The sequence below is a fragment of the Streptomyces sp. NPDC002773 genome, assembly GCF_040295605.1.
GTDB lineage: Bacteria > Actinomycetota > Actinomycetes > Streptomycetales > Streptomycetaceae > Streptomyces.
Genome location: NZ_JBEOVO010000017.1, coordinates 45,946 through 64,156, shown reverse-complemented (window position 1 = coordinate 64,156; position 18,211 = coordinate 45,946). Strand labels below are relative to the sequence as shown.

General features: G+C 73.0%; 18 protein-coding genes and 1 pseudogene. 9 read left to right on the top strand and 10 right to left on the bottom strand.

All coding sequences use genetic code 11. The annotated features are described in order from the left end of the window. A complete protein-coding gene (locus ABT034_RS21255; RefSeq protein ID WP_351217391.1) occupies positions 1 to 909 on the bottom strand; it encodes a hypothetical protein in 909 nt (302 codons plus the stop codon). Between the two features lie 258 nt (positions 910 to 1,167). Here ABT034_RS21255 and ABT034_RS21250 point away from each other — a divergent pair, with 258 nt between their 5' ends. The 3 genes from ABT034_RS21250 (at position 1,168) to ABT034_RS21240 (ending at position 2,584) form a co-directional block, all read left to right on the top strand. Further along, positions 1,168 to 1,458 carry a hypothetical protein gene (locus ABT034_RS21250; RefSeq protein WP_351217389.1) on the top strand — a complete coding sequence of 97 codons (291 nt, stop codon included), beginning with the start codon at positions 1,168 to 1,170 and terminating at the stop codon, positions 1,456 to 1,458. A gap of 254 nt (positions 1,459 to 1,712) precedes the next feature. Then, positions 1,713 to 1,958: a DUF2087 domain-containing protein gene (locus ABT034_RS21245; protein WP_351217536.1), complete on the top strand. Its 246-nt coding sequence runs from the start codon at positions 1,713 to 1,715 to the stop codon at positions 1,956 to 1,958. After that, positions 1,955 to 2,584 (top strand): LysE family transporter, encoded by a 630-nt coding sequence (locus ABT034_RS21240; protein ID WP_351217387.1) that lies wholly within the window; start codon positions 1,955 to 1,957, stop codon positions 2,582 to 2,584. Before ABT034_RS21245 ends, ABT034_RS21240 begins: the two co-directional genes overlap by 4 nt. Positions 2,585 to 2,723: 139 nt before the next feature. On the opposite strand, the gene ABT034_RS21235 is transcribed toward ABT034_RS21240, so the two are convergent. Then, the gene (locus ABT034_RS21235; protein WP_351217385.1) at positions 2,724 to 3,395 is read right to left on the bottom strand and encodes a DUF4097 family beta strand repeat-containing protein; all 672 of its coding nucleotides are present in this window, start codon (positions 3,393 to 3,395) and stop codon (positions 2,724 to 2,726) included. 254 nt (positions 3,396 to 3,649) lie between these two features. Here ABT034_RS21235 and ABT034_RS21230 point away from each other — a divergent pair, with 254 nt between their 5' ends. Together ABT034_RS21230 and ABT034_RS21225 are read left to right on the top strand one after the other, a co-directional pair. After that, on the top strand, positions 3,650 to 4,414 hold the full coding sequence (locus ABT034_RS21230; RefSeq protein WP_351217383.1) for a helix-turn-helix domain-containing protein: 765 nt from the start codon (positions 3,650 to 3,652) through the stop codon (positions 4,412 to 4,414). Between the two features lie 266 nt (positions 4,415 to 4,680). Beyond that, positions 4,681 to 4,983, top strand: a pseudogene (locus ABT034_RS21225) (ArsR/SmtB family transcription factor); the annotation flags it as partial. 107 nt (positions 4,984 to 5,090) lie between these two features. Here ABT034_RS21225 and ABT034_RS21220 read toward each other — a convergent pair. Beyond that, on the bottom strand, positions 5,091 to 6,602 hold the full coding sequence (locus ABT034_RS21220) for a hypothetical protein (protein ID WP_351217381.1): 1,512 nt from the start codon (positions 6,600 to 6,602) through the stop codon (positions 5,091 to 5,093). A gap of 449 nt (positions 6,603 to 7,051) precedes the next feature. Between ABT034_RS21220 and ABT034_RS21215 the strand changes: the two genes are divergently transcribed. Further along, entirely contained in the window at positions 7,052 to 8,485 is a 1,434-nt protein-coding gene (locus ABT034_RS21215; protein ID WP_351217379.1) for an amino acid permease, read from the top strand. Here ABT034_RS21215 and ABT034_RS21210 read toward each other — a convergent pair. From ABT034_RS21210 to ABT034_RS21200, 3 genes are all read right to left on the bottom strand, one after another. Further along, a complete protein-coding gene (locus ABT034_RS21210) occupies positions 8,439 to 9,104 on the bottom strand; it encodes a TetR/AcrR family transcriptional regulator (RefSeq protein WP_351217377.1) in 666 nt (221 codons plus the stop codon). The two genes, ABT034_RS21215 and ABT034_RS21210, sit on opposite strands and share 47 nt — an antisense overlap. 79 nt (positions 9,105 to 9,183) lie before the next feature. Further along, the gene (locus ABT034_RS21205) at positions 9,184 to 9,675 is read right to left on the bottom strand and encodes a cupin domain-containing protein (protein ID WP_351217375.1); all 492 of its coding nucleotides are present in this window, start codon (positions 9,673 to 9,675) and stop codon (positions 9,184 to 9,186) included. A gap of 103 nt (positions 9,676 to 9,778) precedes the next feature. After that, positions 9,779 to 10,918: an MFS transporter gene (locus tag ABT034_RS21200; RefSeq protein ID WP_351217373.1), complete on the bottom strand. Its 1,140-nt coding sequence runs from the start codon at positions 10,916 to 10,918 to the stop codon at positions 9,779 to 9,781. Positions 10,919 to 11,054: 136 nt separating this feature from the next. Here ABT034_RS21200 and ABT034_RS21195 point away from each other — a divergent pair, with 136 nt between their 5' ends. Continuing rightward, on the top strand, positions 11,055 to 11,633 hold the full coding sequence (locus ABT034_RS21195) for an NADPH-dependent FMN reductase (protein WP_351217371.1): 579 nt from the start codon (positions 11,055 to 11,057) through the stop codon (positions 11,631 to 11,633). A gap of 17 nt (positions 11,634 to 11,650) precedes the next feature. Here the strand turns inward: ABT034_RS21195 and ABT034_RS21190 are convergent, their stop codons facing one another. The 4 genes from ABT034_RS21190 to ABT034_RS21175 all read right to left on the bottom strand — a co-directional run bounded on the left by ABT034_RS21190 (position 11,651) and on the right by ABT034_RS21175 (position 14,683). Then, positions 11,651 to 11,941, bottom strand: coding sequence for a hypothetical protein (locus ABT034_RS21190; RefSeq protein ID WP_351217534.1), 291 nt, complete (start codon positions 11,939 to 11,941; stop codon positions 11,651 to 11,653). Positions 11,942 to 11,994: 53 nt separating this feature from the next. Continuing rightward, positions 11,995 to 12,573 carry an RNA polymerase sigma factor gene (locus tag ABT034_RS21185; RefSeq protein WP_351217369.1) on the bottom strand — a complete coding sequence of 193 codons (579 nt, stop codon included), beginning with the start codon at positions 12,571 to 12,573 and terminating at the stop codon, positions 11,995 to 11,997. Positions 12,574 to 12,799: 226 nt separating this feature from the next. After that, positions 12,800 to 13,798 (bottom strand): hypothetical protein, encoded by a 999-nt coding sequence (locus ABT034_RS21180; protein ID WP_351217367.1) that lies wholly within the window; start codon positions 13,796 to 13,798, stop codon positions 12,800 to 12,802. A gap of 159 nt (positions 13,799 to 13,957) precedes the next feature. Continuing rightward, complete coding sequence (locus ABT034_RS21175; protein ID WP_351217365.1) at positions 13,958 to 14,683, bottom strand: PIG-L deacetylase family protein; 726 nt, start codon at positions 14,681 to 14,683, stop codon at positions 13,958 to 13,960. 144 nt (positions 14,684 to 14,827) lie between these two features. Here ABT034_RS21175 and asnB point away from each other — a divergent pair, with 144 nt between their 5' ends. Next, entirely contained in the window at positions 14,828 to 16,636 is a 1,809-nt protein-coding gene (gene asnB, locus ABT034_RS21170; RefSeq protein ID WP_351217363.1) for an asparagine synthase (glutamine-hydrolyzing), read from the top strand. Positions 16,637 to 17,066: 430 nt separating this feature from the next. After that, positions 17,067 to 18,134 carry a 2-methylaconitate cis-trans isomerase PrpF family protein gene (locus ABT034_RS21165; protein ID WP_351217361.1) on the top strand — a complete coding sequence of 356 codons (1,068 nt, stop codon included), beginning with the start codon at positions 17,067 to 17,069 and terminating at the stop codon, positions 18,132 to 18,134. The last annotated feature ends 77 nt before the right edge of the window (positions 18,135 to 18,211 follow it).

Here is an 18,211-nt window from a genome sequence, read left to right as displayed (position 1 = left end):
TTACCGCCCGCAGAGCCCCATCGTCCGGACGTAACCCCCGGCGTTCTCGTCGTCCGTGCCGAGGAGGGCGTCCGGGGAGCCGGGTACGCACTCCAGCGCCTCGACCTTGTATCCGGGGAGCGTCTCAAGGACCGTCGGTGACCCGGTCAGGGTGACCCGTACCCGGCCCGCATCCGAGATCGTCACCCGGCCCGCGTCGCTCACCGCCGAGTCGAACGGGCCGTCGTCCCCCGCGTCCGCCGCCGAACTCACCAGCAGCCGACCCGAGTCGGTCACCGAGATGTCGGAGATGTGACGCGTCGCGCTGTCGGTCGGGTACGCCGCCCGGTACGCCTTGCGCGTCACGCCGCCGAACTGCGGCTGGCCCCACGGGGCGAACGTCAGCGGCGCCGCGTACAGCGTCGCCGGGCGGTCCGCGCCCGCGCCCCGGTCCGCCCACAGCGCCGCGAGCTTCCCGTTCCGGGCCACGAGCGCGAAGCTCTCGAAGTCGTCACCCTCACCGATCGCCGGCAGCGGCGTGTAGTCGACGACCGTGGCCGTCGAGCCGCTGACGTGCAGGCGGTAGACGATGCCGCGCGCGGCAAGCGCCAGGTACTCGCCCGGCATCCCCGGGACCGCCTCGATCGCCTCCAGGTCCACGGGCTCCGCGCCGTCCCACGTGAGCGGGGCGATGGCATCCGAGCCTGCCGCCCCGTGGGTGATCCGGGACAGGCGCTGCTGCCCGGTCCGCTTGTTGTCGTGCACCATCAGCGCGCGGACCCCGGCGCCGTCGCCCGTACGGCCCTCGAACGCCAGGCCGCTGACACCGCCGCGGGCGTCACCGCCCACCTTCCGCCATACGTCGGCGGCGCCGACCGGCGTCGCGCCCAGTACGGTCAGCAGCGCGCTCGCCGCCGCGAACCAGGACACGCGCCTCACCATCGGGATTCTCACTGGGTGTCGCTCGCCTTCGTTGTCCGTGTCCGAGGAGACGCGCGGTCACGCGTCGGCGCCAGGGTATTGATCATGGCGCGCACGGCTCAACGGCCCTTACGCCATTCGATGGAGGCCCGTAGGGCGCCCGCCGCTCGTTCGGGCTTCGTCGCCGTGCGGGGTGACGTGCCCGCTGGTGTGCTGGTCGGGATTCCCCGTACCCCGCGCCCCATGTCACGTACAGGAGCAGCCCTCATGCCCGTCATCGTCACCATCGAGATCCCCGGCGGCACCCAGGAGCAGTACGACGAGACCACGCGGCTGCTCATGGCCGCCGAGTGGTTCCCGCCGGCCGGGCTCATCGCCCACGCGGCCGGGCCGGACGAGAGCGGGGGATGGCGGGTCGTGGACTTCTGGGACTCCGAGGACGACTTCCGCGCCTTCATGGAGAAGGGGCGGTCGATCTTCGATCGCGAGGGTACGCGGACGGTGCTGCCGACCGTGATGGAGGCGGTGAACGTGATGGTGCGGCCCGAGCCGAAGTGACAGCCGAGCCGAAGTGACAGCCGAGCCGGAGGCAGGGAAAACCCTTTGCGGGGCGGGGGCGGACGCCGTCAGGCTTCACCGCCATGACCAGCCAACATCCTTCCGGCCCCGCCGCGGAGCCCTCCCGCCCCGCCGCGGAGCCCTCCCGCCCCGCCGCGGAGCCTTCCCGCCCCGCCGCGGCCCCCTCCCGCCCCCTCGCGGAGCGCCCCCGCCCCGTCGCCGACCTCTTCTCCGCCGACGGGCGGCTCAAGGCGATCCCGCGCAAGCCCGCCCGTCGTGAGGCGCTGCTCGCGCACCTCGCCGCGACGCTCTTCGAGGCCGGCCGGGACTACCGCGAACCCGAGGTCAACCAGGCCCTGTTGACCGTGCACGAGGACTTCCCGGCCCTCCGCCGGTACCTCGTGATCGGCGGCTTCCTCGCCCGTACGAAGGACGGCTCCACCTACCGTCGACAGCAGCAGCCCGGCTCCCCCGGAGGCGCGAACACCGCCGCCGCGTGACCGCCGCGGTGGTGGCCGGCCTGCTGGCCGGCTACGGCATCGCGATCCCGGTCGGCGCCGTCGGCGCCTACCTCGTGGCCGTCGCGGCCCGTACCGACTGGCGTACGGGGGCCGGCGCGGCCCTCGGTGTCGCCGCGGCGGACGGGCTGTACGCGCTCCTCGCCGTCGCGGGCGGCGCCGCGCTCGTCCCCGTACTCGCTCCCGTGACGACCCCGCTCCGCTGGGCCTCCGCCCTGGTGCTCGCGGTGCTCGCCGTCCGGGCCGCGTGGGTGGCGCTCGCCGCGTACCGGGAGGGTGGGCTCGCCTCCCGCGACGACGGGACCGCCCTCACCCCGGGCCGTGCGTTCCTCACCTTCCTGGGCATCACGATCCTCAACCCCATGACGGTGGTCTACTTCGCCGCCCTCGTCCTCGCCACGGGGCCCTCGGCCCCCGACGGCCTGTCCGACCGCACCGCCTTCGTCCTCGCGGCCCTCGCCGCCTCCGCGAGCTGGCAGTTGCTCCTCGCCCTTGGCGGCACCCTCCTCGGCCGGACCTTGACGGGGGCGCGGGGGAGGCTGGGCACGGCCCTCGCGTCGAGCGCGGTGATCGTGGTGCTCGCGGTGCGGCTTGTGGCCCAGGGGTGATCCGGACGCCGGAGAGGGCGGCGTACTCCGACCTGGTGTCGGGGTGCGCCGCCCTCGTGGGTGAGGCGGGTGGTGGCCGGGCGCCGCGCGGGGCTGCCGGAGTGAAGGGCTGCGTGTGCGTGGTCAGGAGCTGCGTGGATCAGAGGCTGCGCGCGGTGATGTCGCCGTAGTCGGTGGTCGCCTGGATGTTCAGGCCGGCGGCGGCGCCTTCGGTGTTCTGGAGGGCGTTGTGGACCCGGCCGTAGGTGGTGCCGGCGTCCAGGGACGCCGAGACCCCGCGGGCGGCGCCGACCTGGATCCCGCCGGACTGCGTGCGGAGCACGACCGCGCCGCGCACGGCCTCGGCGATCCGGATGTCGCCCCTCGCGGTGCTGATCTCCGCGGGGCCGCCCAGTCGGCCGACCTCGACGTCACCGTCGATCGCGGTCAGGCGGACGCTCGCCGCCTCGTCGATCTTGATCTCGCGGTACGCGCCCTCGAAGGCGAGGTCGCCGAGGCGTCCGACGACGCGGAGTTCGGCGGCGGCCGACTTCGCCTCGACGCGGGAGCCGGCGGGCAGCTGGATGGTGATCTCGACGGACCCGGAGTTCCCGAGGATCCGGTTCGTGGCCTCCGGGGACTCGATCCGCAGGACACCGTCGGCGTACGCGACCGTGGTCGCCTCGGCCGCCTTCACGTCACGGCTCTTGGAGGTGTCGGCGGGCAGGATCTCGACGGTGGTGTCGGCACGGTCGGCGGCGATGAACTGGATGCGGCCGGCGGGGATGTCGAGGACGGCGGTGATGGCGGCGGGGGCGTCGAACTTCTGCATGGTGTTCTCCTTCTTCTGCGGCGGACTCTCTGTCGGCCCGCCGTTTCCGTTGATGGAAAAGCTACGTTGCGTTCGAGGTTCTGGCAACGAGGTCGTTGCGGTGGATCGTTGTTATTGCAGGTCAGCGGGGTAATTTCGTTGCAACAGTTGTGAAAGTAACGCAACGTCAATGAGGCGTACGTTGCAATGAAATGCAAGTGAACGCTATGCTGGAGGCGTCAAGGCGCAGCAGGGGACGTGAAGGAGACACCGCGATGCCGGGAGGCAGACTCACCCAGCAGGAACGCCAGCAGATCGCGCTGGGACTGGCCGACGGCCTCGCCTACGCGGAGATCGCCAGGCGGCTCGAACGACCGACCTCGACGGTCACGCGCGAGGTGATGCGGAACGGCGGCCCCACCGCCTACCGGGCCGAGTTGGCCCACCGTGCCACCGAGCGCCGCGCGCACCGGCGGAAGCCGTCGGCCACGCCCCGGGGGGCGGAGGCGCCCCCGCAGGCGTACGGGCGCGACGCCGAGGCGGTGGGCGCGTACGAGGAGGCGTTCACCACCGTCCTCATGGGTTCGGGCATGCCCACGATGATGTCCCGGGTGATGGCCACCCTCACCCTCACCGACACCGGCAGTCTCACCGCGGCCGAACTCGTCCAGCGGCTCCAGGTCAGCCCGGCGTCCATCTCCAAGGCGATCACGTTCCTGGAGGGGCAGGGCTTCGTCCGCAGGGAGCGCGACGATCGCCGCCGCGAGCGTTACGTGGTCGACGACGACATCTGGTACCAGTCGATGATCTCCAGCGCCCGGTCCATCGCGCAGATCGTCGAGACCGCGCGGCAGGGTGTCGGCGTCCTCGGCTCCGACACCCCGGCCGGCGTCCGCCTGGAGAACGTCGCCCGCTTCCTCGACTTCGTCGCCGAGAGCAGCATCCGCGCGGCGGAGCAGGCCCGCGCCATCCTCCACACGAAGACCCAGGCCCCGCCGGGCGGCGCGGTCGAGCCGGAGCCGGAGTCGGAGCGGGGCTAGACCGCCGTGCGGCGGCAGGGTCGGGGGAGGCGGAGGGGCCCGCGCCCGAGCCGGATTCCGAGCCCGCGCCCCGGGCCGATACCAGGTCCGAGCCCCAGGCCGATTCCGGGTCCGGGTCCGGGTCCGAGCCCCAGGCCGATTCCGGGTCCGAGCCCCAGGCCGATGCCGGGTCCAAGTCCGGGTCCAAGTCCGAGTCCGGGTCCAAGTCCGCGCCCGAGTCCTCGCCCGAGTCCTCGCCCGAGCCCGCGCCCGGCGACCCCTCCGCCGACAGTGTCCTCGGTGCGCTCGCCGATCCCACCCGGCGGCGGCTGCTCGACCTGCTCGCCGAGGAGGGGGAGGCCACCGCCACGGCGCTTGCCGCGCGCCTGCCCGTCTCGCGCCAGGCGATCGTCAAGCACCTGACCGTCCTCGACACCGCCGGGCTCGTCTCCTCCACCCGCGTCAGCCGGGAGGTCCGCTACGCGGTCCGCCCGGCCGCGCTCGACGCGACCGCCCGCTGGATGGCCGCCCTCGCCGCCGACTGGGACCGGCGTCTCGCCGCCGTCAAGCGGATCGCCGAGAAGGGGTGACCCCGGCGCTCCTCACCACCTCCTCCCCGGACGTCTCGACGTCCGGGGAGGAAGCCCTGCGGCGAGGCGGGCGCGTGGGCTCGCGGGCTCTTACGGTCCCGCCCCGCTCAGAAGCGGAACTGCGCCTTGACCGGGTAGTGGTCCGACAGGCCCGCGTCGGCCGTCACGTCGCACGACACGACGGTCCCGTCGGACGGGCCGAACAGGTAGTCGATCTTGATGCTGCGGTTGCCCAACGGCTTCGTGGACCGGCCGTCACGCGGCCGCGTGCTCGACAGCCCCTCGTCGCACTCCTTGTCCGCCGCGTAGGCGGACGTCATGAGGTCGTTGGGGGTGTCCGGCGAGGCGGAGTCCGGCGGGATGGAGTTGAGGTCGCCGCCGTAGACGGTCCGGTAGCCGGGCCGGGTGTACGAGTGGACGATCTCCTGGAGCTTCGCGGCCTGTTCCTCGCGCTTCTTGCCGTCCTCGTCGTCCTCGGGCAGGCCCGCGCTGAAGTGGGCCGAGCAGAACTGCAGGGCCTGGGCCGGGAGAACGGCGCAGATCGCGGTCCGCTGCTCCATGCGCACCCAACTGGTGCCGATCGTCTTGTTCTCCGGCGAGGGCAGGTCGTACGACGTGTACCAGACGTTGGAGTCGGGCACGGCGAGGCCGATGCCGTAGGAGCCGCGGTCGCTCCAGCCGGTCTCCTTCGAACCGGCGAGGTCGCACGTCTTCGCGGCCTTCACCTTCGACTTGTCGACGGTGTACTTGATGGGGGCGAAGCGTACGTCCCATCCGGTCCCCGTCTTCGCCTCCAGCTTCGTCTCGATGGCCTTGGCGTGCGACTCGCAGATCTCCTGGAGGAACACGGCACGGTACTGCTTCGCCTCCGTCGCGGTGCCCAGGCGTGCGGTGATCTGGTCGCCCAGGGCGGCGCCCTCCACCCGGTGGTTGACGCAGGTGGAGTTGCTGTTCGCGCAGAGGTTCCACGTCATCACGCGGAAGTCGGCCGCCGGAGCGGGGGAGGCGGGAGCGGGGCGGGATCCCGCGTCGCTCGCGTTCTCCTCGCCCAGGGGGACGAGGTGGAACCTCTGCCAGGAGCCGACCGAGTCCCCCCGCGCCCGCAGCAGGCCGTCATCGGTTCCGGGGTCCAGCACCTCGGCGGTCACGTACTTGTAGCCGTCGTTCGTCCAGGCCTTCAGGGCGTACGTGCCGTCCGTCTGCTCCTCGAGCTGGATCTTCTCCCACTCACCGACGGTCGCGCCACGCGCCCGGAGCAGGTTCTTGTGGGTGGAGGAGAAGTTCCGCTCGGTCGTGACGTAGTTCCCGTTCGCCTCCGAACGGAGGGTGGTGGTCCACCCCTTGTCGTCGGTGTGCAGCGTGAACTTCTCCTGGGGGGTCAGCTCGTCGAGCGTGGCGGCGGCCTTGCGCGCCCGCAGCATGGCCTGCCGGTCGCCGGCCGCGTCGACCTCCACCGACACGTAAAGACCGTCGGCGCCCACGGACTTGAGCGCGTACTTGTCGGCGGCCGTGACGGGCACCGGCCGCGCCTCCACCGCCTGCGCCTGCCCGGGCGTCACGGCGACCACCGCGAACAGAGCGGAACACAGCACCGCCACGCGGCGCGCTATCTGTCTCATCTACTAACCCCCGCCGAAAACCGAATGACCAAAGACTGAATGACCGAAGACCGAATGACCGAAGACCGGAAACGGCCGAACGGCCGAACGGCCAAACGGCCAAACGGCGGATGCTACGGCACCTCTTCGACGGCGATCAAGAAACGCGAACAGCACCGACGGCGGCGGGACTCGGGGCGTGAGGGGCGTGAGGGGCGTCAGGCCTCCGGCAGCAGGCGGATCATCTCGATGCCCGGGCGCACCTTCGCGATGGACGTGAAGTCGTCGTCCACGTGCAGCAGGGTGGCCGTGTGCCACACGGCCGGGCCACGGCTCACCGATCTGGCGGCGCAGGAGCCGCCACACCGCCGGGACGTCTCAGTGGCCGGAACCGGCTTGCTCGCGGTGAGGGTCAGCAGGGAAGCTCCTGCGCTGGTCGTCTGAATGCGGTCTGAATTTCGGGGGGAATCATGACAGGGCGGGTACGCGGCGCCGGGTTGCGGCAGCGGCATCTGGCCATGATCGCGTTGGGCGGTGCCATCGGCGCCGGGCTCTTCGTCGGATCGGGGTTCGGGATCGCCGCCGCCGGGCCCGGCATCCTGATCTCGTACGGGCTCGCCGGCGCCCTGACCGTGCTCGTGATGCGCATGCTGGGGGAGATGTCCGCCGCCCGGCCCGTGACCGGTTCCTTCGCGGAGCACGCGCGCGTGGCGTTCGGGCCGTGGGCCGGGCTGCTCGCCGGGTGGATGTACTGGGCGCTGCTCGTCGTGAGCGTCGCCGCCGAGGCCGTCGGCGCCGCGCACATCGTCACCGGCTGGGTGCCCGCCGTGCCCGGCTGGGCATGGGTCGCCGTCTTCATGAGCGTGTTCACCGTCAGCAACCTGGCGGGCGTACGGAACTTCGGCGAGCTGGAGTTCTGGTTCGCCGGCCTCAAGCTCGCCGCGATCTGCGGATTCCTCGTCCTCGGCGCCGTGGTGATCGCCGGCCTCCTGCCCGGACATCCCTCACCCGGCGCCACCCACCTCACCGGCGCCGGCGGCTTCCTGCCGCACGGCTGGTACGGCGTCGCCGTCGGCATGGTGGCGGCCGTCTTCGCGTTCGGCGGCCTGGAGACCGTGACCATCGCCGCCGCCGAGTGCGACGACCCGGTCCGGGCGGTACGCGCGGGCGTACGGGCCGTCATGTGGCGGGTCGCGGTCTGCTACCTCGGCTCGATGGCGGTGATCGTCGCCCTCGTCCCGTGGAACGACCCCGCCGTGGCCGACGGCCCGTACGCCGCCGTGATGGCCCGTATCGGCGTCCCCGGCACCACCGACCTGATGAAGGCCGTCGTCCTGGTGGCGCTCCTGTCCGCGATGAACGCCAACATCTACGGCTCCTCGCGCATGCTGTACGCCCTCGTCGGACGCGGCGACGCGCCCCGCGCCCTCGGCCGACTCCGTACGACCGCCGGCGCCCCGCCCCCGGCCCTCCCCCCTGCCGCAGCCCCGCCCGCCCCAGCCCTGCCCGCCCCAGCCCTGCCCGTCACCGTCCCGCACGCGGTCGTTCCGCCCGCCGCCGTCCCGTACGCCGCCGTCCTCGCCTCCGCCGCCTTCGGCTTCGTCTCGGTCGTCCTCAGCCTGCTCTGGCCGCGCACGGTCTTCCCGTTCCTGCTGAACTCGATCGGCGCCGCCATCCTGCTCGTCTGGGCCCTCATCGCCGGCTCCCACCTGCGCCTCCACGGCCCCTCCGTACGGTCCGTGGTCGCCCTCGCGGGCATCGGCGGCGTGCTGCTCTTCATGCTCGGCGACGCCGCGAGCCGCACCCAGCTCCTGACGACGGGCGCCTGGGCGGCGGCCCTGCTCTGCTGGGCGCTGCTCAGGCGGCCGCGTACCGCGCCAGGAACAGATCCACTCCCGAGCTGATCACCCGCGTCAGCTCGGCGTCGTCGATCTCGGCGTCGGGCGAGAACGTACGGACCAGCTGCGGTACGCCCACGGTCGCCGCGACCAGTTGCTGTACGGCGAGCACCGGGTCGGGTGCGGCCAGGGCGCCGCGCGCGTTCAGCTCGGTGAAGGCCTCGATCAGCGGGCCGTTGTTCATGTCGTAACTGACCCGGTACCAGAGCTGGCCGAGCTGCGGGAAGCGGTCTATCTCGCCGATCACCAGACGGCGCAGCGACATGATGTCCGGGCGCAGCAGGATGCGGGCCCAGTCGGTGGTGAGCCGGACGAGCGCCTCCCGCAGGTCGGGGGCGTCCGCGACGGTGGAGTTGGAGGGTTCCAGATCGGCGTACGTCTTCGGCAGCACCCCGCCGACGACGGCGAGGAACAGCCGCTCCTTGCTGCCGAAGTGCTTGTAGATCGTCGCCTTGGAGACGCCGGAGCCACGGGTGATCGCGTCCATCGAGGCCGCCGAGTAGCCCTCGGCGAGGAACTCCGCGAGGGCCGCGTCGATGATCGCCTGCCGCTTGCGCGAGGCGGCGTCGGCCGGGTCCGGGATGATCGGGATGCCGTACTCGTCGGTGGCGGCCTCGGCTCCCATGGGGTTCCTTCGGGGGGTGTGGTGGCGGGGCCGTCAGTATATGAACTGAACGGTTTGGTCTGCAAAGCTTCCCGCGGCCTCAGACGAAGAAGCTGTCGTGGCGCTCGAAGAACTCCGCCCGCTCGGCGTCACTGAGGTCCGCGAGCTGCGAGATCCCCTCGAAGTACTCCTCGCGCGGAGCCCCGGGGGCGAACAGCATGAGCATCGAGGCCGGTTCGGCGGACTCGTTGCGGAAGGCGTGCAGTCCGCCGACGGGGACGTAGAGGTGGTCGCCGGACGTGGCGGTGACCCACCGCTCCCCGTCGAACAACCGCATGCTGCCGGAGAGCACGAAGAAGGCCTCCGACATGGCCTTGTGGAAGTGGGTGCTCGGGCCGCCCGACTCGGGGCCCATCTCCACGCGGTACAGGCCGTACTCACCGTCGGTGGAGGTGGTCGTGGACAGGTAGTGGTAGGTGGTCCCGGCGCTGACGTAGTCGGGCTCGGCGGTGGCCGACCGGAACCGTGCGGAGATCTCGCCCTCCTCGTCGAAGTAGCGGGGGGCGGGGTAGGCGGGGTGGATGAGGGACATGGGAGCTCCTTGGACGGATCAGTGGTGAGTGGGTGAGTGGGTGAGTGGGTGGGTGGGTGGGTGTTGTGAGTTGGGGTGCAGGTCGCTCTCGGTCGGCGTGCCGTCAGGGCCCCGGCCCCGGCCCCGGTCCCGTCAACGCCTCCGCCAGGGCCGGGCCCGCCGCCACCCCGATCAGGAAGGCCAGGTTGAACAGGCCGATCGCCGTCCCATGACGGGCCTCCGGGAGCCGCCCCGTCGCCGCGCCGGTGAGCAGTCCCTGACCGCCGGCCGTGACGAGCGAGCTCGTCGCCTGGCCCGCCAGGACCACCGCGGCCCAGGGCGGGAACGAGGCCAGGGCGACGGCCGTCAGGGACCCGGCGGCGAGGAGCAGTCGCACCCGGTGCGCGCCCAGGCCGGGGGCGGCGCGGATCAGCGGCCAGGACAGCGCCGCGCCCAGGAGGGAGGCGACCGAGGCCGCCGCGCCTGTCTCCATGTCGGTCCAGCCGGTGAGGGCGGCGGCGCGGCGCGGAGCCGCGTACAGCAGGGCGAAGTTGACGGTGGAGAGCGCGAGCACGAGCCCGGCGGCGGTACGGAAACCGGGGTCGCGCAGTACGTCGAGGGGGAGGAGGAGTGCGGCGGTACGGGGCCGGGGCCCGCGCCCGGGCCCGTCCCCCGGCACGGCGCGGCCCGCGAGGCGCAGCACCGGTTTCAGTACGAGCAGGCTGAGCAGCGGGAGGGCCAGGGTCGCGCGCCAGCCGAGTGACCCGCCGAGCGCCGCGGCGACGGCGGCGCCGACGAAGAGGCCGCCGGCGCCGGCGATCGCGCTGCCGATGGCGACGAGTCCGGGCGCCCGGCCCGTACGGTCCCGGCCGGCGAGTTGGAAGGCCGCGACGTTCAGGCCGGCGGCGCCCGCCGCCTCAAGGGCGCGCCCGGCGACCGCGAGCGGGAGGTCGGGGGCGGCGAGGGCGAGGACCGCGCCGACGGTGAGGAGGGCGGCACTTGCCCGTACGGTCCCCGCGGGGCCGCGTCGGCCGCCCGCGGCGGTCAGCAGGGGTGTGCCGACGACCATGCCGATCCCGTACGCCGTCATGAGCCAGGACGCGGAGGCCGAGGAGACGGCGAGTCCGTGGGCGGCCTGGGGCAGGGCGAGGGTCGGCCCGGAGACACCCATCGCGGCGGGCGCGGCGAGCAGGGCGAGTAACGGACCGTCGTTCCCCGCCCGATCGGCGGCGGCGGGGGCGGTGGTGGAGGGAGGAGTCGCCATGCATCGAATGAACTACACCATTCAGTTCACTGTCAAGACTGAACTGTTCTGTTGACAGACTGAACCGACCTGTTTAGTTTCTTGGTCGTCGGGTCCGGCAGTCGCCGCGACCCGCTCGACGAACAGGGGGACTCCCATGACCGCGTCCACGATCCTCGCCATCTCCGGATCGATCCGCACCCAGTCGCACAACACCCAACTGCTGCGCGCCGCCCAGAAGTTCAACCCCGGAGTCGCGGAGATCGAGATCTACGAGGGCCTCCGCGACATCCCGCCGTACGACCAGGACGTCGACACCCCCGAGCTGCGCCCCGCCGTCGTCAACGAGCTCCGGCGGCGCGTCTCGGAGGCGGACGGGCTGCTCATCGCCACCCCGGAGTTCAACTACTCCATCCCCGGCGTCCTCAAGAACGCCCTCGACTGGCTGAGCACCGACTGGTCCCACACCGAGGGCCTGCCGCTGAACCGCAAGCCCACCGCGATCCTCGGCGCCGCGTTCACCAACTTCGGCACCGTCCGGGCGCAGCTCGCGCTCCGTCAGATGTTCGTCTGGACCGACAACGACGTCGTCACGAAACCCGAGGTCCACGTCTTCCGCTCGCACGAGCGGTTCGACGCCGAAGGCAACCTCACCGACGAGGTCACCATCGAACTCCTCCAGGGCCTCCTGACGTCCCTCCAGGGCAAGATCGACGCGGCGAAGGCCCGCGGCTGAACGGGCTTCGGACCGACTCAGCCAGTGCGGTCCGCCGCCTTGGCGAGGGTGCAGACGCCGTCCTCGCACTGCCGCTCCAGACGGCCCCGGGAGATCGTCTGGGCCAGGCCGACCATCCAGCAGGTGGGGCAGCCGCGGAAGGCGATCAGGGCCAACGGGGCCGCGAGGAGGGTGATCGGGCCGGCGACGGGGACGAGAGCGATCGACCCGGCGATCAGGCCGAGCCCGACGGCGCCGCGCGCCAGATGGCGGGGGACGGACGCGCTGGCGAAGTCCGGCCCGGCGGGCTTCGCGACGGGCTGCGGGATGGGGTGTGGGGTCGCCGGGGACGTTCCGGCGCTCTGACTCGTACGCGCGGTGCTCACGGTCGTACCTCTCCTGTCTCTCCTGCGGTCGCTGTCGCTGTCAGTGAGTGGCGCAGTGTCGTACGCGCCCGGTGCAGCCGCGACTTCATCGCCGCGTCGCTCAGGCCGAGCGCACGGGCGACGGTCCTGCCGGGCAGGCCCTGGACGTCCCGCATGAGCAGGACCTGCCGCTGGTCACGGGGGAGGGCGCTGACCGCGGCCGCGATCCGCTCGGCCCCGAGGCCGCGCAGCACCGCGTCCTCGGCGGACGGTTCCGAGGGTGCTTCCGGTTCGGCCGGCGGTTCCTCCCGTCGCGAGACGAGCAGCCGTACGTTCCGCAGGCATTCGTTCCGTACGATCCGGAACATCCACGAGGCGAGCGCGCCGGTGGCCCGCAAGGTGCCGATCTTCCGGTACAGGATGATCAGCGCCTCCTGCGCCGCGTCCTCCGCGTCCTGCGGGGAGGCGCACAGTGACAGGGCGAACCGGCGTACATGGGGCTGCGATTCCATGACGACGGTGGTGAGCGAGGTGACGTCGCCGTCCTGGGCCGCCTTGATCAGCCGCTCGTCCGGCCAGGAGAAGCGTCGGTTCATGCGCTGGTCCCACCCGTCGCCCGTGCGCCGGTCAGCTCCGGCCCTTGTATCGGCGCATCAGGTGCCAGCTGCACGCCCCGACGAGCAGGGCTCCGATCACTACGATGCCGGTGACCATCATGGGTGTTCCCTCCGGGTTCCGCCGGCCCGTTCGGCCGGTACGCGGATAAGAGCCGGGGAGGCCCGGAAAGGATTCACCTCAGGCCGAAGTTTCTTCGTCGGCGACTCAGTCCAGTTGGGCGATGCGCTGCCGGTTGCCCTCGTCCGTCGCCTGCTGGCTGTCCGACGCGCGCAGGACGGCGGCGGGGAGGGCGTCGTTCAGGTAGTCGCCGACGGCGGCCGTGGCGGCGCCGAGCTGGTCCAGGATCAGGTCGATGTTCGGGGCGAGCGCCTGGGCGAAGGCCCCGCTGCCCTTGACGGCCGCGTGCTGTCCGGTGGCGGTGGTCAGCTCGGCGGTGGTCCGGCCGCGGACCTCGACGGCGACCTCCGCGAGTTTGCGGGCCGCGAGCTTGTGCTCCTCGTGGTCGACGCGCAGGACGCCGCCGATGGCCTGTCCGGTGCCGGTGCCGGTGCCGGCACCGGCGCCCGTCACCGCGCCCGCGACGCCGCCGATGGCTCCCGCCGCCCCGCCCACCGCGCCTCCGACCCCGCCGTACGCCCCTGAGAGGTGGGCGGGGACGTGGGCGAGGGCGGCCACGTCCGGGTCGGTGAGGAGGGCTTTGAGGTTCTGGCGGAGGGCGTTCGCGGTCGACTGGATCCGCTGGGCGATCCGGCCGGCCGTCTGTCCGGCGTCGGCGACGGCTTTGGTGGCGGCGTCGGCGGACGCTCCCGGGTGGAAGGTGAGGCTCGCCCCGACCATGTCGATGCCGTTCCGGACGGCGAGGGCCTTCGCCTCGCTCGCGATGACGAGCTTCAGCGTGGTGATCGCGCCGGGGAGCTCGCTCACCGTGACCGCCAGGGTGCGGGCCGATCTGGCGATGGGCGCCATGTCCCGGTCCATGGCCCGCACCCACTGCTCGGCCAGCGCGTTCATCGCCTCGCCCTGGCCGGAGGAGAACAGGCGCTGCATGTGCCGGTTCGCCGCCCAGCCGTCGTCCAGGGTGAACCCGGCGTAGGTGTTCAGAGCGGCCGCCAGGGGTCCGTAACCGCTCTCGTCGACCTCCGGCCAGGGGAGCCCGTACTGTGCGATCACCGCTGCTTCGAGGTCCGAGATGCCTGCCGTCATGCCGTGAACTCCCCATCTCCACGCGCGTGTTGGTCAGACGCGCCCCCACGTGTGGCGCTCACGGTCTCACGCGCCCCCTGCCGCCACAAGGCGGCCGACGTACCGGCCCCGTCAGCCGACACGCCGGTCGACACGCCAGTCGACACGCCAGCCGACGCGTCAGTCGATGTGCACGATCTGGAAGGCCTCCGCCATCCGGCCCGGGGGCAGCCCGCCCGCCGTCGCGTGCTCGCCGAGCCAGGTGCGCAGGAGGCCGGCGAGGTCGTCGAAGTGGGCCGTCTGGGAGGTGTGGATGCGCAGGGCCTCGACCTTGCGGTCGAAGACGGAGGTGACGTCGACGTACTGGTTCGGGGTGGGCCCGGTCATCAGCCACAGTTCGTGCACGATCCAGGGCTCCAGGCCCTCGTCCTTGAGCAGCCCGGCGTGGGCGAAGGGGTTGCGCGCCTCGGGGTAGACCGCGCGCAGGCACGCGTCCCCGACCGCGCGGTGGTCGGGGTGGAGGTCGGCGACCCGCGCCCAGTTGATCTCGGGGGAGGGGATGATCGCGCGCTGCGGGCGTACCTCCCGGATGACCCGGCACAGGTCGCGCCGGAGCTCCACGGAGGCCTCCACGAAGCTGTCGGGGTAGCCGAGGAAGCGGACGTCGGCGACGCCGCTGAGCTTGGCGGAGTGGACCTGTTCGGCGCGGCGCAGGTCCGCCATGGCCTGGCGGGGGAGCTGTTCGTCGTAACCGCCCGCGCCGCCGTCCGTGACGATGCAGTACGTGACGCGGGTGCCGCGCTCGATCCACTGCATGACGGTGCCGCTGACGCAGAACTCGATGTCGTCCGGGTGTGCGGCGACCACCAGCAGGGATGCGGGGGCGGTGCGGTTGAAGTCCTCCATGCGTCAAGCCTGTTGGGGTGGCGGGGGCGTCGCAAGGCCAAGCTGTGGCGTGAACTGGACATGGCACTTACGCGCCATTCAAAAAGTTGGTACGTTCAAATCATTGGATGCGACGCGTATGACTTCGAACCGGAGGCGACCGGCATGTGCAGGATTCTCGGCTCCTTCGCCGCCGGGGCCGACCGCCCCGAGCCGGCCCAGCTCGCGGCGGTCTCGGCCCGCCAGCGCCACGGCGGCCCCGACGAACACCATGTGCTCAGCGGACCCGGCTGGTCCCTCGGCTGCGACCGGCTCGCCGTGACCGACCCCCTCGGCGGGCAGCAGCCCTACCGGCTGCCCCACCTGCCCGGCATCCTCGCCGTCCTCAACGGCGAGATCTACAACCACGCCGAGCTGCGCCGGACCCTCGCCGCCCGCGGCCACCGCTTCCCCGACCGCTGCGACGGGACCCTGCTCCCCGCGCTCTACGCCGAGTACGGGCCCGCCTTCGCCGAGCACCTCGACGGCATGTTCGCCGTCGCCGTCCTCGACCTGCGCCCGGGGGCGACCCAACTCGTGCTCGCGGTCGACGACATGGGCATGAAGCCGGTCCATCTGCACCACGACCCGTACGACGGTTCCACCCGCTTCGCCTCCGAGATCCCCGCGCTCCTCGCCTTCGAAGGGGTGCGGATCTCCCCGCGCGAGGACGCCCTCGACACCGTCCTCGCCACCCGTACCTCCTACTCCACCCACACCGCGCTCGACGGCGTCAGCGTCCTGCCGCCCGGCGCCACCGCGCTCGTACGGCCCGGCGCCGCGCCCGTCGTACGCCGCCGCGGCCCGTACCGCGCGTCCCCCCTCGGCGACACCCAGGACGTACTGCGCCACGAGGTACGCCGGCTCGCCGAGGCCGAGGTGCCCGTCTGTGCCATCACCAGCGGCGGCCTCGACTCCGGACTCGTCACGGCGCTCGCCGCCGAACACGCCCGGGAGACCGACGCGCCGCCGCTCCACACCTTCCACCTCACCTACCGGGGACGGTGGCCCGACTCCGAGGCCGCGTACGCCCGTTCCGTCGCCCGGCGGGCCAGGACCGTGCACCACGAGGTGGCCGTCGACCCCGACGAGCTGACCTCCCTCCTCACCCGGACCGTCCGCCACCTCGGGCAGCCCAACGCCGACCCCATCGCCCTCTCCACGTACGCGCTGTTCCGCGCCGTCCGCGAGAGCGGGTTCACCGTCGCGCTCACCGGCGACGGCGCGGACGAACTCTTCGGCGGGTACGACCGGATGCGGGCGGCGCTCGCCGCGCCCGCCGGGACCGACTGGGCGGGTGCCTACGCGGACGCGCTGTCGGCAGCGCCGCGGCTGCTCCGCGAGCACCTCTACACCGCCGACTACCGGGCGTTCCTCGCCGAACAGGGCTCCGCCGCCGACCGGATCGAGCAGGAGCTGCGCTCGGCGGAGGCCGTCGGCGCGGACCGGCTCACCGCGATGACCGCGTTCGAGACGCGGTGGCGGCTTCCCGCGTACCACCTGCGGCGCGTCGACCACCTGTCCATGGCGTGGGCCGTGGAGGCGCGGATGCCGTTCTGCCAGCCGTCCGTCGTCACGCACGCGCGTGGACTGCCGGCGGGGGCGCGGACGGGGAAGCGGGCGCTGTACGAGGCGGGCGCGGAACTGCTGCCGCCCGGGGTGCTGCGGCGTCCCAAGCAGCCGTTCACGCTGCCCGTGGCGGCGATGCTCGCGCCTGGCGGGCCGCTCCTGGAAACGGTCCGGGAGCTGCTGTCCCCGGCCCGGCTCGTCCTCGGCGGGAAGGTCCGCGCGGACCGCGTCCAGAGGCTCCTGTCCCGCCATCTGGAGCGGCCCTCGCACCACGACGCCCTGGCCCTGTGGGCCCTGGCCGTCCACGAACTGTGGACGGAGGTCGTCGTCCAGGGCATGCGAATCCCCACCGACTGTGCGGCCTGACATCCCGGGACCTCAACGTCCCGAACCCGCGGACCCGACTGCGGCGCGGCCGCCTGAGCCCGGGGCGCCGGCGCCGGCGCTTGCGCCTGCGGCTTCTGCGCCCGAGCCCGCGGCTGCGGCGCCTGCGCCTCCCGCGCCTGCGGCTGCGGCGCCCGCGCCTCCCGCGCCTGCGCCTCCCGCGCCTGCGCCTCCCGCGCCCGCGCCTCCCGCGCCCCTCGGCGTGGCCTTACGCCCCGCCCGTGTGGGCAATCGTCCCGCTGGGGCGGGACGGGTGGGCACACGGGACGGCGCCCTTGGCGGTGCCTCCGCCCCTTGTACTGACCCGCACCCCGAGGGCGACGCGCTTCCGGTGCGGGTCCAGGAACGAAGGGCGGAGGCACCCGCAAGGGCGCCGTCCGTTGTGCCCACCCGTTCCGCCCCAGCGGAACGAATGCCCACAACGAGGGCCACCGTCGTCCGCGCCCACGACGCCCCCGGCCCCACCCTCGTCCTCCGGCTCGACCACCTCCCCCACGGTGCCCTCGCCCTTGGTGGGGAGCTCGCGTGGGTGCGCCGCGCGCTCGACGGGACCCCCTACGCCGGGATCGGCAAGATCGCCCTGTACCGCCCCGGCCCCACCCTCGACTACCGCTTCGTCCAGGCCCTCCCCGCCGGCGGTTTCGACTTCCGTGCCGGATGCGGGCACTCCCTCCTCGCCTGCGTCGTCGCCGACGGCCGCCCGGGGCCCGTGACGGTCCGCGCCGTGACCACCGGCGACACGGTCCTCTGCGAGCCGGAGCCGCACGGGGACGCGTACACCCTCAGCTTCCTCCGCGCCCCCACCGCCCCCGGCACCCTCCCCACCGGCCGCCCCGTCGACCTCCTCGACGGCACCCCCGTCTCCGTCGTCCGCTACGGAAACCCGTACGTCTTCGTCGACGCCCGCCATCTCAGGGCCCACGCCGACCGCGACGCCCGCCATCTCCGGGCCCAGCACGCCCTCGACGCCCACCGCCCCCGGGCCCACGACGACCTCGACCGGCTCCACACCCTCCGCGCCCACGCCGCCCTCGACGCCCACCACTCCCGCGCCCCCGCCGCCCTCGACCGGCTCCTCACCCTCCGCGCCCACGCCGCCCTCGACGCCCACCACCCCCGCGCCCACGCCGACCTCGACCGGCTCCTCACCCTCCGCGCCCACGCCGCCCGCCTCCTCGGTCATCCACCCCACTCCGCCCTCCCCAAGATCGCCGCCTTCACCCGCGGCCCCGCCGGGATCTCCGTCCGTGCCCTCACCGTCGGTGGCTGGCACCCCCGCCTCGCGCTCACCGGCGCCGCCGCCCTCGCCGCCGCCGGGGCGCTCGACGGCACCGTCGTGCCCACCGTGAGCGGCCCCGTCCGCACCCCCGGCGGCACCGTCACCGTCTCCACCGCCCCCGACCGTGTCCGCGTCCACCACAAGCGCGCCGAAGTACTGGAGAGGCTCGAACTGCCCTGGCGTATCCACGCAACGGCGTGAACGCGCACCCCGCTCACCCGGCCCCGCCCCGCTTTCCTCTGCCACGCTGAAATGGACCGGCCATCGGTATCCGTGGG